Origin of the sequence: Aquimarina agarilytica ZC1 (assembly GCF_000255455.1) — a bacterium.
Classification (GTDB): Bacteria; Bacteroidota; Bacteroidia; order Flavobacteriales; family Flavobacteriaceae; genus Aquimarina; species Aquimarina agarilytica.
Map to the genome: position 1 here is coordinate 1 of NZ_JH621255.1, position 12,339 is coordinate 12,339.

General features: G+C 33.3%; 13 protein-coding genes and 1 pseudogene. 4 read left to right on the top strand and 10 right to left on the bottom strand.

The annotated features are described in order from the left end of the window. Nucleotides 1-55: 55 nt before the first annotated feature. The 4 genes and pseudogenes from KQA_RS0207185 to KQA_RS20705 all read left to right on the top strand — a co-directional run. Nucleotides 56-1,140: pseudogene (locus tag KQA_RS0207185) on the top strand (IS3 family transposase); the annotation flags it as partial. 11 nt (nucleotides 1,141-1,151) lie between these two features. After that, nucleotides 1,152-1,826 (top strand): LytR/AlgR family response regulator transcription factor, encoded by a 675-nt coding sequence (locus KQA_RS18670; protein ID WP_010179566.1) that lies wholly within the window; start codon nucleotides 1,152-1,154, stop codon nucleotides 1,824-1,826. A 64-nt stretch (nucleotides 1,827-1,890) separates the two neighbouring features. Then, nucleotides 1,891-2,403: an alpha/beta fold hydrolase gene (locus KQA_RS20700; RefSeq protein ID WP_232285864.1), complete on the top strand. Its 513-nt coding sequence runs from the start codon at nucleotides 1,891-1,893 to the stop codon at nucleotides 2,401-2,403. A gap of 75 nt (nucleotides 2,404-2,478) precedes the next feature. Further along, nucleotides 2,479-2,757: an alpha/beta fold hydrolase gene (locus KQA_RS20705; RefSeq protein ID WP_232285865.1), complete on the top strand. Its 279-nt coding sequence runs from the start codon at nucleotides 2,479-2,481 to the stop codon at nucleotides 2,755-2,757. 2 nt (nucleotides 2,758-2,759) lie between these two features. Here the strand turns inward: KQA_RS20705 and KQA_RS0207200 are convergent, their stop codons facing one another. From KQA_RS0207200 to KQA_RS0207245, 10 genes are all read right to left on the bottom strand, one after another. Then, entirely contained in the window at nucleotides 2,760-3,206 is a 447-nt protein-coding gene (locus tag KQA_RS0207200; RefSeq protein WP_029209503.1) for a GNAT family N-acetyltransferase, read from the bottom strand. Between the two features lie 91 nt (nucleotides 3,207-3,297). After that, a complete protein-coding gene (locus KQA_RS0207205; RefSeq protein ID WP_010179570.1) occupies nucleotides 3,298-4,116 on the bottom strand; it encodes a mechanosensitive ion channel family protein in 819 nt (272 codons plus the stop codon). Between the two features lie 108 nt (nucleotides 4,117-4,224). Then, the gene (gene trpA / locus KQA_RS0207210) at nucleotides 4,225-4,986 is read right to left on the bottom strand and encodes a tryptophan synthase subunit alpha (RefSeq protein ID WP_010179572.1); all 762 of its coding nucleotides are present in this window, start codon (nucleotides 4,984-4,986) and stop codon (nucleotides 4,225-4,227) included. 99 nt (nucleotides 4,987-5,085) lie between these two features. Continuing rightward, complete coding sequence (gene trpB, locus KQA_RS0207215; RefSeq protein WP_010179574.1) at nucleotides 5,086-6,267, bottom strand: tryptophan synthase subunit beta; 1,182 nt, start codon at nucleotides 6,265-6,267, stop codon at nucleotides 5,086-5,088. 61 nt (nucleotides 6,268-6,328) lie between these two features. Continuing rightward, entirely contained in the window at nucleotides 6,329-7,009 is a 681-nt protein-coding gene (locus KQA_RS0207220; protein WP_010179576.1) for a phosphoribosylanthranilate isomerase, read from the bottom strand. Next, a complete protein-coding gene (locus tag KQA_RS0207225) occupies nucleotides 7,009-8,142 on the bottom strand; it encodes an SDR family oxidoreductase (protein WP_010179579.1) in 1,134 nt (377 codons plus the stop codon). The genes KQA_RS0207220 and KQA_RS0207225 overlap by 1 nt, the downstream gene beginning before the upstream one ends. A gap of 18 nt (nucleotides 8,143-8,160) precedes the next feature. Beyond that, nucleotides 8,161-8,940 carry an indole-3-glycerol phosphate synthase TrpC gene (gene trpC / locus KQA_RS0207230; RefSeq protein ID WP_010179581.1) on the bottom strand — a complete coding sequence of 260 codons (780 nt, stop codon included), beginning with the start codon at nucleotides 8,938-8,940 and terminating at the stop codon, nucleotides 8,161-8,163. A 104-nt stretch (nucleotides 8,941-9,044) separates the two neighbouring features. After that, nucleotides 9,045-10,034 (bottom strand): anthranilate phosphoribosyltransferase, encoded by a 990-nt coding sequence (trpD, locus tag KQA_RS0207235; protein WP_010179583.1) that lies wholly within the window; start codon nucleotides 10,032-10,034, stop codon nucleotides 9,045-9,047. Between the two features lie 209 nt (nucleotides 10,035-10,243). After that, a complete protein-coding gene (locus KQA_RS0207240; RefSeq protein WP_010179584.1) occupies nucleotides 10,244-10,813 on the bottom strand; it encodes an anthranilate synthase component II in 570 nt (189 codons plus the stop codon). A 92-nt stretch (nucleotides 10,814-10,905) separates the two neighbouring features. Next, nucleotides 10,906-12,303 (bottom strand): anthranilate synthase component I family protein, encoded by a 1,398-nt coding sequence (locus KQA_RS0207245; RefSeq protein ID WP_010179586.1) that lies wholly within the window; start codon nucleotides 12,301-12,303, stop codon nucleotides 10,906-10,908. Nucleotides 12,304-12,339 lie beyond the last annotated feature (36 nt).

Here is a 12,339-nt window from a genome sequence, read left to right on the forward strand (position 1 = left end):
AGAGTAGATGATTTTGGCATCCTTAAATATACGAAATATTTATATTAAAAGCGTATTAAACATTCCTTACTCCGTATTGTGTCGCTGGCGCAAATAATCAATGGAGTTTGGGAAGAATAGTTTTCCAGGTAAAGGAATTCCAAAACTGACAGATGACCAAAAGGAAATTGCTAACCTAAAAAAACGTTTAAAAGATATAGAGCTGGAGAATGAAATCTTAAAAAAGGCGGTGAGCATCTTCTCCACGAGCGACAAGAAAAATATAGGTTTATAAAAATGCATAAACTTAAGTTTCCTGTTGAGAAGATCTGTAGTATGTTTAAAGTCAGTAGAAGTGGATTCTATCATTGGTTAAAGGCTGTACCAAGTAAACGTTGGTGAGAAAATATAAAATTTAGAGATTTAATTCTCAAAATTTTCGAAGTTAGTTCTCAGAGTTATGGAGCGCCAAGAATTAGAGCTGAACTCGTACAATTAGGCTATAAAATATCAAAGCAAAGAGTAGCTAAAATTATGAAAGCTAATCACTGGTTTGCAAAACGAAAACGTAAATTTAAAGCTACTACAGATTCAAAACACAACTATCCTATTGCACCTAATTTATTGGATAGAAAGTTTAATGTAGCTAACCCAAATAGTGTTTGGGTATCAGATATTACCTATATAGCTACTAAAAAAGGATGGATGTATCTAACTATAATTATTGATTTATTTCATAGAAAAGTAGTGGGTTGGTCAATGAGTGAGGATCTAACAACAGAACATACAATAATGAAAGCTTGGAGAATGGCTATTCTAAATAATCCAATAAAAGAAAAACTTATTTTTCATTCGGATAGAGGCGTCCAATATGCCAGTCGAAAGTTTAGAAATGAGCTTATAAAACATAGAGAATTTGTAAAGCAAAGTATGAGTAGAAAGGGAAATTGTTGGGATAATGCTGTAGCGGAAAGTTTCTTCAAATCTTTAAAAGTAGAATTGGTATACCATAAAAAATACAATAACCAATCAGAAGCTGAATTATCCATCTTTGAATGGATAGAAACTTGGTACAATTCTAAAAGAAGACATTCAACTTTAAACTATAAAAATATTACAGAAATTGAATTAGAATTAAATAATCATAAAATGGCTGCATAACTCTTATCTAATTGTCCAGTTTTTTGTTGCAAGTCCAAGAATCTGATTGGATTGTTGCCGTACATTTAAATAAAGAAGTGTTACAAGAACAAATCAATGACTTAAAAACCAAAATTGCCTATACCTTTTTAACTATAAGTTTACTCCTCCTACTCTTTATTCTTGGAGTTATTAGATGGCTTAGCAGTGTTTATGAGCATCAATTAATAAAAGTAAATTCAAAAATTGAAGATGATTTAAACAAATTAAACACCTCACTGCAAAAATATCAAGAAAACATTTCCGAATTTACAAAAGTATCTCAAAAGGAAATTTCTGATGTAACTATTACACCCCAAAAAGGTCACGAAAAAAAACGTATTTTAACTTACTTAAGAAATGAATTACTTCCTGTGAACACCGAAGATATTGCTTATATTTTTGTAGAAAATACGATTACCTATTTTGTACAAAAAAATGGACAAAAATCAACTTCGCAGGAAACACTAGACAACATTTATTCCCATTTAGATGAAAAATTCTTTTTCAGAGTAAATAGACAAATTATAGTCTGCATTTATGCTATTAGTAAAATTATAAAATATGATAACAATAAATTAAAAATTGAAACTACTCCCAATCCAGAAATTGATATTATTATTGAAAAAAACAAAGCGGCTACTTTTAAACAATGGCTAGATATTTAACTTTCAAACAGCTTTAAACAATCCATTGCTTTGAAAGCACCCTATAATTAAAGATGTGTAACAAATGAATTCTTTACTTTTTAATTTTATAAAAATTACTGTTTTTTTATGTTTACTATGCTCTCTAAATTCATGTACCGTGTTGCAATGGAGAGAAAACGACAAAGAAATCGCTGAACGATTTAACGACTATCAAATCCAGACCTCGATAGACTATTTTGAAATTGATAGCCTAAACTTAAAAATACGCACTCAACATATCACCAATTCTCAAAGCGAGCTTAATATTGTTTTTTTTCATGGTTCTCCTAGTTCTTTATCTACTTGGAATGGGTATTTAAAAGACAGCTTGCTTATCTCAAAAGCAAATTTACATGCTGTTGATCGCCCTGGGTATGGATACTCAAATTTTGGAAAAGAATTGCCAGAAATCACCCCTCAGGCCGAAGCCATGAGCCGTTTAATTGATCATTATAAATTAAAAAATGTAATAAGCATTGGGGCTTCCTATGGAGGTCCTTTGGCAGCTAGAGTTGCCGTTATTAACAAAAACGTAAAAGGAGTCATCATGGTTTAACCAGCTATTGATCCTAAGCAAGAAAAAGAAATTTGGGGTGCCCGCTTAACACAATGGTGGTTAACTCGATGGCTGGTGCCAAGAGGCTACAGAGTTGCTGGTGATGAAAAAACAATACATGCCGCGGAAATGGCTAAAATAGATAAGGATTGGAATCAAGTAAACATCCCTGTGATACATATACACGGAGATGCAGATGATTTAGTTCCTTACACCAACATCAATTATAGTAAGGAAAAGTTTACCTCATTAGAAATTGTTTCTATCCCCCAAAAGGGTCACGAAATTGCTTGGGCACATCCCGAATTAATTTTACCCTATGTATATAAAATGTTGGATCAAACTTCTAATTAATTTTATTCCTCTTTTAGCATAGCTGTGTGTGGAATTTCATCTTCCATATACACATCTCCATAAGCTTCAAATCCAAGATTGGTATAAAAACGCTTTAGATATAATTGTGCCGAAATTTTAATTTTAGTTTCATTAAAATACTGTTCAACTGCATCAATGGACACTTTCATAATTTCTTTTCCATAATCAAACCTGCGGTACTTCTTTATAACTAAAACGCGACCTATACTTGCCTGTTCAAAATAATCATTGGGCTTAAAAACCCGAGTATAAGCTACTAATGCATCATTCACATATCCCATTATATGTATGGCTTTTTGATCTTTATAATCTATATCTTGATACGCAATACGCTGTTCAACCACAAAAACCTCACTTCGGATACGTAAAATGTCATAGAGTTCCTCTTTGGTTAATTCGGAATAACTTTTAATCGAAATTTTTAGCATTTTTAAATTTATATAATTATCAATAATAAAAAAGAGCACCTATCATTACAATAACTGCTCTTTTTTATAAAATTAATTTAGTATTGTAACCCTATTTTGCCGTATGATTCACCTGTTGTGGGAATGGAATTTCAACACCTGCTTTATCCAATGCTACTTTTACATTCTGAAGTGAATTAAAATACACATCCCAGTAATCCGCTACCGTAGCATGAGGTCTTACTAAAATATTAACTGAGCTATCAGCTAACTCACCAACCGCTACTGTTGGAGCTGGAGTCTTTAATACTTTAGGATCACTCATAAGTGTATCCATAATTACTGTTTTGGCTTTTTCTATATCATCCGAATAACTAATACCTACTGTTAAATCTACTCGTAAATGTCCTGTACTTGAAAAGTTAGTAATATTACCATTTGACAATGCCCCATTGGGTATAATTACTTCTTTATTCTCGGGTGTAATAATTTTGGTTACAAATATTTGAATCTCCTTTACTACCCCTATTGCAGACTGCGCTTCAATAAGATCTCCTACCTTAAAAGGCTTAAATAACAAAATCAATGCCCCTCCAGCAAAATTTGCCAACGATCCTTGTAATGCCAAACCAACAGCCAAACCTGCAGCACCAATAATTGCAACAAATGATGTTGTAGCAACTCCCAATTGTCCTAAAACACTAATAAATAATAATATTTTTAAAGCCCAAGTAAGTAGGCTCACTAAAAAACCACTTAAAGACTCATCTATATCAGTTTTCTTAATTATCTTTTTTACTGCTCTAACTACTTGCTTTATCACCCATAAACCTACTAGTAATAAAATTAATGCTTGCCCTATTTTGATTCCGTAATCAATAGCAATTGTCGTTATTTTCCCAAAATCAATTGATGCTAATTTTTCTTCCATTATTTTTAGATTTTATTTTAGATTATATGTTCAAAAGTATAAAATAGTATTCTTAAAAAAAAAGCTCATTATATATAATGAACTTTTCTTTTTTTATGCTAAAAAATATTATCTGATACTCTTAACAAATGTGGGAATACCATCAATTCCTTTTTTGGTAATCATTTTTATAAAAGCTGATCCTATAATGGCTCCTTTTGCTTTAGTGGTTGCTTGAATAAATGTTTCTGCATTATTAATTCCAAAACCTACGATCTGAGGATTTTTTAACTTCATTGCTCCAATCCTATCAAAATAACTCTCTTGCGTATTTCCAAATCCTGAAGTTGATCCAGTGACACTTGCCGAACTTACCATATAAATAAATCCATTAGAAACACTATCAATAAATCGAATTCGCTCTTCACTAGTTTGTGGTGTGATTAAAAACACATTAATCAATCCATATTTTTCAAAAGTAGCTCTGTAATGCTCATCGTATTCAGCTACAGGTAAATCGGGTATAATAAGGCCATCAATTCCTAATTCTGCACATTTTTTACAAAAAGCCTCTACTCCATATTGCATCATTGGATTAAAATACCCCATAATAATTAATGGAATACTCACGGTATCTCTAATTCCTTCAAGCTGTTCGAATAACTTTTGTGTAGTCATTCCATTTTTTAATGCTGCCGTTGAACTATCTTGAATAGTTGGACCATCTGCTAATGGATCACTAAATGGCAATCCAATTTCAATCATATCCACACCGTTATCTTCTAATTCTTTAATAACTGTAGCCGTATCATTTAATGAAGGATATCCTGCTGTAAAATATATAGACAATAACTTTTTGTCTTCGCTTAATTTTTTATTTATTCTGTTCATTTTTTTTAGTACAAAGTAATTAGTATATAGTATTAAGTACCGCACATTTAGTATTAAAAACTTTGTACTGCATACTTTCTACTTAATACTATTTTTAACTTATAATTTAAAATAGTCGATATAAGTATTCAAATCCTTATCTCCTCTTCCCGAAAGGCTAATCACCACCACATCATCTGGCTTAAATTTTTTCTCATTAAAAATAGCTAGTGCATGTGAAGTTTCGATAGCCGGAATAATTCCTTCTAATTGTGAAAGCTCCAAACCTGCTGTCATAGCATCATCATCCGTTACCGAAAAGAATTCAGCTCTACCTGTGCGCGATAAATGTGAATGCATTGGCCCAACACCCGGGTAGTCTAAGCCAGCAGAAATCGAATAAGGCTCCGTAATCTGTCCATCGGGTGATTGCATTAACAAGGTTTTACAACCATGAATAATTCCTTCTTTCCCTAATTTACTCGTCGCCGCACTTTCGCCACTATCTACCCCTTTACCTGCTGCTTCTACTGCTATAATTCCCACTTCTGGCGTATCCAAAAAGTGATAATACGTTCCTGCTGCATTACTTCCTCCACCTATACAAGCTACTACATAATCCGGATTCTCGCGACCTTCTTTTTCTTTTAATTGCCCTTTAATCTCTTCCGAAATAATACTCTGAAAACGCGTCACCATATCTGGATATGGATGCGGGCCAATAGCCGATCCAATGATATAATGCGTATCCACAGGATTATTAATCCAATCACGAATAGCCTCATTAGTAGCATCTTTCAAGGTTCTACTTCCCGATTTTGCAGGTCTAACTTCTGCGCCAAGCATTTTCATACGAGCTACATTAGGTGCTTGTCGTTTGATATCAATTTCACCCATATACACAATACATTGAATGCCCATAAGCGCACAAACCGTTGCCGTAGCCACACCATGCTGACCCGCACCAGTTTCTGCAATAATTCGGTTTTTACCTAATTTTTTGGCAACTAGTATTTGACCTATAGTGTTATTCACTTTATGCGCACCGGTGTGATTCAAGTCTTCTCGTTTCAAATACACTTTAGTATGGTATTTTTCCGAAAGTCGTTTGGCATAATATAGAGGACTTGGTCGACCCACATAATCCTTTAATAATTGATCAAACTCAGCTTTAAACTCAGGTTGATTCATTATTTCTAAATACTTCGTTCGTAATTCTTCTACATTAGGATAAAGCATTTCGGGGATATAAGCTCCTCCAAAATCTCCATAATATCCTTTTTCGTTAACGTGATATTCCATATCTATTAGTATTGAGTACAAAGTACCGAGTATTAAGTTATTTTTTACTTACTACTCAGTACTAATTACTTTGTACTGTATTTATCTTTTCTAAAAATTCTTTTAATAATAAGGCATCCTTCAGCCCCGGTTCTATTTCAAATTTACTATTTAAATCCAAGGCATGGATAGGTAAATCTGTTTTTAGGATTTGTTCAATTTTTTGTAATTCATTGGGTCCAATACCTCCGCTTAAAATAATCGGTGTGTTACTTTTATAAGCCTTCAATACTTGCCAATCAAAAGTATATCCATTCCCTCCTTTTTCTTTGCCTTTGGTATCAAAAAGAAAATAATCCACATAAGCCTCATAGTCCTTTAATACATTAAAGTCAAAGCTGTCTTTTATTCCAAAAACTTTAAACACCTCAACAAAATCAGTAGTCTTAATTGCTTTTACAGAAATTAAGCTCAACCTGGCTTTTAACTCCTTACAATAATTTGCTGTTTCACTACCGTGCAATTGAACCGCTTTAAAATTATACTTTTCAACTTTTTCAATAATAAAATCAATATCAGCATCTACAAAAACCCCTGTTTTTTTTATACTTTCAGAAACTGTGGGAATCGCCCCATCAAAATTTCTGGGGGATTTTGGATAAAAAATAAAACCCAAATAATCCGGGCCCAGTGCAACTACTTCCCGAATATTATCGGGCTGTTTCATTCCACATACTTTTATTTTTAGCTTTCTCTTTTCCATTACCCAATCACTGGATTTATATTCGTATTATCAAAGTTGATGTTGTGCGCAAAGTCATACATTTCCTTAAACACCGAAGTCATATCGGGTTCCTCAATATCTTTTAAAAGCTTACGTACTAATTTAGATTCGAACTGATGTTTTTTTGAAATGGCATAACTTGCCAATTGTCCACCTACCGTTTTGTAAAACAAGGCTTCAATAACACTTTTGTCCTTAGGCTCCTCGGTTACAAATTCCAACCCATCAATACCACATTTATTAAACATCATAGTTAATAAGTACTGAATAGCAACGTTTTTGGTAAGCGTAATATTAATTTGTTGTTCTTTTAAAGCTGCCGATCTAACAATCGCTTTTGCTACATAATCCACAGGTACTATATTTAAACCACCTTCGGGATTTAATACGATACGCACTCTTCCAATATCCTTATACAGTGCTTTCATTTTACTAAAAAAAGCACCAATTGCATAAAACACAATATAACTATTAGTCACATATTTTGGAGCATCCAATAACCTTCCCGAAACCACACTAGGCCTTGCTATGATACATTCAAAATTATTAGCTGCAGCAAATTGCAGGACTTCCTTTTCTATTTTCATTTTAAATTCTTCATAAAAATTTCTGAATTTAAAATCTGTTTCTCCATGATAATCATCCGTAATCACACCTTCAATATCGCCTCGAGAAAAAGCGGTACTCACAAAAACTAATTTTTTTGTGCGTTTTTTTATAATTTCAAAAAAAGCCTTCGTGTTTTTATAGTTTGTTTCGGCGATTTCATGCTTGGCTTTAGCTCCCTTACCTAAATTTACCGAAGCCGCTAAATGATACACCGTAAATTGATTTCCAGCTTTTTCAGGAATTACAAAATCACTAATATCCCCTTCCAATACATGAATACAATCTGCTAAGTACTCTTTATAAAAAGACTTAATTTTTGTTGGAATCAACGCCGGAGCAAACACCTCATTATATAAACGCTCCTGTCCATTTTTTCCATTTCCAGTTCTGATTACCACATAAATGGAGGGCTTCTTTTTTTGAGTATATAGCTCAAAAAGCAACTCAAATAATACATGAGACCCCACATTACCCGTAACCCCTGTAATTAAAATTGCTTCCATTTTTTCTTATTTAGAAATTTACAATTGCCCTATAAACCCAATAGCACTCTGTGCTGGATCATCCGTTTTCATAAAGTTTTCACCAATTAAAAAACCTTGATAACCGTAAGGTTTTAATTCCTTAATAGCTTCAACTGAACTAATACCACTTTCTGAAACCTTAACAAAATCATCAGGAATTTGAGTACTTAAACTTTTGCTTGTTTCCAAGCTTACTTCAAAAGTTTTTAAATTTCTATTATTCACTCCTAACATATCCAATGAAGGCATCAAGGATTTTTCTAATTCTTCTTGATTATGTACTTCTAACAATACATCTAAGCCTAACTTTTTAGCAAATTCTGATAAGTGTTTAATTTCATTTCGTGTTAAACAAGCCGCTATTAACAAACATACATCGGCTCCATAAGCTTTTGCTTCGAGCAATTGGTATTCATCAATAATAAATTCTTTACGCAACAAAGGCATATCAACACTAGCACGTGCAGCTAGTAAATCATCTAATGAACCTCCAAAATACTTTCCATCAGTCAATACCGACATTCCGCAAGCTCCTGCTTTTTCATAGCCTTTAGCCACATCCCAAACACTACTTTTTTGGTTAATCACCGATTTTGAAGGTGATCTACGTTTGTGTTCGGCTATAATTCCTGTTTCGCTTTCGCGAAGTGCCTTTGTTAATGACACTGTAGCTCGTTCAAAAAGTACCGATTGTTCCAATTGAGACACAGGAATCAAGCCTTTTCTAAAATCGACTTCAATCCGTTTATCTGCTACTATTTTATCTAATATATTCATATTTAGTTGTCAGTTGTCAGTTGTCAGTTGTCAGTTGTTGGCTAACTAAAAACTCATACTATACCTACATTTAAAACTTACTACTTTATACTATCTACTTAATACTAATTAAGTGCTTGTACTTTCTTTAAAACTTCCAAGCCTTTTCCGCTGAGTAAACTTTCTTTGGCTTTTTCAAAACCTTCTTTTGGTGTTAAATTCAATACAGTTGCTATAGCCATTCCTGAATTAGCACAAACCACATTATTTTGTGCTTCTGTACCTTTTCCGCTCAATACATCGACAAATATTTTAGCAGAAGATTCAATAGAATCTCCTCCATAAATATCCGATTGTTTTAACTGAGTTACTCCAAAATCATCTGGTGTTAACATGGCTTCCGTTTGCCTAGTGATTGTTTTGGTTTTTCCTGTTAAGGATATTTCATCATACCCATCCAAGGCATGCAAAATGGTAAAGTTTTTAGTTCCATTTTGATATAAATATCCATACATACGCGCTAATTCCAAATTAAAAACACCTACCATTTGATTGGTTGGAAAGGCTGGATTAACCATAGGACCAAGCATATTAAAAAATGTTTTTACGGCTAATTCCCTTCGAATAGGCGCTACATTTTTCATGGCTGGATGAAACAAAGGTGCGTGTAATACACAAATACCCGTTTCATCAATACTTTTGGTTAAAAAGTCTTTGTTGTTACTAAATTTAATCCCCAAATGCTCCATTACGTTAGAACTTCCACAGGTTGAAGACACTCCATAATTCCCATGCTTTGTCACTTTAATTCCTGCTCCAGCAGCAACAAATGATGATAAGGTTGAAATATTAAACGTATCCTTTCCATCACCTCCTGTACCACATAAATCAATAGGGTTATATTCACTTAAATCAACCGCTACGCAAAGTTCTAATAATGCATCTCGAAATCCCTCTAATTCTTCTACCGTTATACTTCGCATCATATACACCGTAAGGAATGAGGCTATTTGGCTTGGGTTATAACTTCCGTTAGAAATATTGACCAAAATATCTTTAGCTTCCTGCTTGCTAAGTACTTCGTGATTAATTAGTCTGTTTAATATGTTTTTCATTTTTCATTCGCTTTGCGAATTGCTACCAGCTATCAACTAGTGGCAATTTACTTTTATAATTGATTTAGCAATTTGGGGTTGCAATTCTATTATAATTTTATAAATCCTTTTTTTATCTGTAAACTTCAGTATTTTTAGATTATTTCATCTTAAAACTCTTCTCACTATGAGATTACCTCCTTTGAGGGAATTGATAAATAACTATTAATTTAATTATTCACCCAATTTTCAAGCATCTTCATGCCATCAGGAGTCAATACTGATTCGGGATGAAATTGTACCCCACGGACATCAAATTCTCGGTGTCTTAATGACATTACCTGCCCATTTTCATCTAGCGAAGTAATTTCTAAACTATCTGGAAAACCATCTTTAGCCACCACCCATGAATGATAACGGCCTACTTCGAATGATTTTTCTAGTCCTTCAAACACAACCGCATCCGTAACTACAGTATCAATTTTTGTTGCCACTCCATGGTATACTTGGTCTAAATTTCGGAGTGTTCCTCCAAAAACCTCACCAATGGCTTGTTGTCCCAAACAAACTCCAAATATACTTTTTGTAGCAGCATATTTTTTAATAATTGGCTTTAACAAACCAGCTTCATCAGGAATTCCAGGCCCTGGTGAAAGTAAAATTTTATCAAAAGCTTCTACGTCTTCCAACGCCAATTGGTCATTACGTTTTACAATAACTTCACAACCTAAATCCTCTAAATAGTGAACTAAATTGTAAACAAACGAATCGTAATTATCTATAACTAATATTTTTTTCATAATTATTATTCCTCTACTACTAGGAATCTTATTTAATTAACGCTACTGTTTTTTTGTGGTTTTCCTTTTACATGGAAAAATAGGAAACTAGTTTAAATTTCTTCTGCTAGTTTTAAAGCCTTAGTTAATGCGCCAAGTTTATTGTATACCTCTTGCAATTCACTTTCTTCGTTACTTGCCGTAACTAAACCTGCTCCAGCTTGCCAATGCAAACTATGATTTTTACTTAAAAATGTTCGAATCATTATAGCATGATTAAAATTCCCTTTAAAATCCATAAAGCCTATGGCCCCACCATAAAACTCTCGGTTAATTGTTTCATATTTTTCAATAAGCTGCATAGCCATATGTTTTGGCGCACCACTTAAAGTACCCGCAGGAAAGGTGTCAGCTACCACTTGCATTGTTGAGCTACTCTCATGTTTTTTACCCGTCACTTTACTCACCAAATGTATGACATGGCTATAAAATTGTACTTCACGGTAACGCTCCACATTTACATGGCTCCCATTACGACTTAAATCATTACGCGCTAAATCAACGAGCATCACATGTTCACTATTCTCTTTTGGATCTAAGGCTAATTTTTTAGCCAATACCGCATCTTTTTCATCATCACCCGTACGCTTAAATGTTCCTGCAATTGGATGTATTTCGGCTATACCCTCGTCCACTACTAACTGTGCTTCTGGCGAACTTCCAAAAATTTTAAAATCTCCATAATCAAAATAAAACAAATAAGGCGAAGGATTTACACTACGTAATGCGCGATACACATTAAACTCGTCCCCTTTAAATTGTTGTGAAAATCGTTTAGATAACACCAATTGGAATACATCACCTCGTTGACAATGTTTTTTAGCTATAGCCACATTTTGTTTAAAGGTTTCATCGTCAATATTACTTGTCGTTTCCCCTACTGATTCAAATGAATATGAAGCAAAGTTTTTTACATTAATTAATGAAGCTATTTCTTCAATATTACTTTCCTTATTATAGGTATGCGCAAAAATATAAGCTTCATTATTAAAATGATTAATCGCAATTATATTTTGATATACGGCATAGTATACATCTGGAATATCTAATTTGTTAGGCTTTTGACTAATTTCAACATCCTCAAAATAACGCACCGCATCGTAAGATATATAGCCAAACAATCCATTATTTATAAATTTAAAATCACTCTCCTCTGTTTTAAATATCCCTCCAAAAGCTTCGATTGCCTCAGGAATATCTGATTCCGAAGTAATTTCTGTTACTTTCTCATTGCCTTCAGGGTACATTTGAGTAATTTTTTCGTCTTTAACTGTAATGCTAGCTATCGGATTGCAGCATATATATGAAAAACTATTATCTGACCCATGGTAATCACTACTTTCCAGCAATAAACTATTTGGAAAACGATCTCTAATTTTTAAATACACACTTACTGGTGTAATGGTATCAGCAATTATTTTTTTATAATTTGTTTTAAGTCGGTAACTCATATTAGTTCAGTGTTTTCGAATCTTTTTCAAGAGCGT

Bases quoted from the DNA above. Each gene is read 5' to 3' on its own strand.
- KQA_RS20700 (WP_232285864.1), top strand. From the start codon at position 1,891: ATGAATTCTTTACTTTTTAATTTTATAAAAATTACTGTTTTTTTATGT.
- KQA_RS0207200 (WP_029209503.1), bottom strand. From the start codon at position 3,206: ATGCTAAAAATTTCGATTAAAAGTTATTCCGAATTAACCAAAGAGGAA.
- KQA_RS0207205 (WP_010179570.1), bottom strand. From the start codon at position 4,116: ATGGAAGAAAAATTAGCATCAATTGATTTTGGGAAAATAACGACAATT.
- trpA (WP_010179572.1), bottom strand. From the start codon at position 4,986: ATGAACAGAATAAATAAAAAATTAAGCGAAGACAAAAAGTTATTGTCT.
- trpB (WP_010179574.1), bottom strand. From the start codon at position 6,267: ATGGAATATCACGTTAACGAAAAAGGATATTATGGAGATTTTGGAGGA.
- KQA_RS0207220 (WP_010179576.1), bottom strand. From the start codon at position 7,009: ATGGAAAAGAGAAAGCTAAAAATAAAAGTATGTGGAATGAAACAGCCC.
- KQA_RS0207225 (WP_010179579.1), bottom strand. From the start codon at position 8,142: ATGGAAGCAATTTTAATTACAGGGGTTACGGGTAATGTGGGGTCTCAT.
- trpC (WP_010179581.1), bottom strand. From the start codon at position 8,940: ATGAATATATTAGATAAAATAGTAGCAGATAAACGGATTGAAGTCGAT.
- trpD (WP_010179583.1), bottom strand. From the start codon at position 10,034: ATGAAAAACATATTAAACAGACTAATTAATCACGAAGTACTTAGCAAG.
- KQA_RS0207240 (WP_010179584.1), bottom strand. From the start codon at position 10,813: ATGAAAAAAATATTAGTTATAGATAATTACGATTCGTTTGTTTACAAT.
- KQA_RS0207245 (WP_010179586.1), bottom strand. From the start codon at position 12,303: ATGAGTTACCGACTTAAAACAAATTATAAAAAAATAATTGCTGATACC.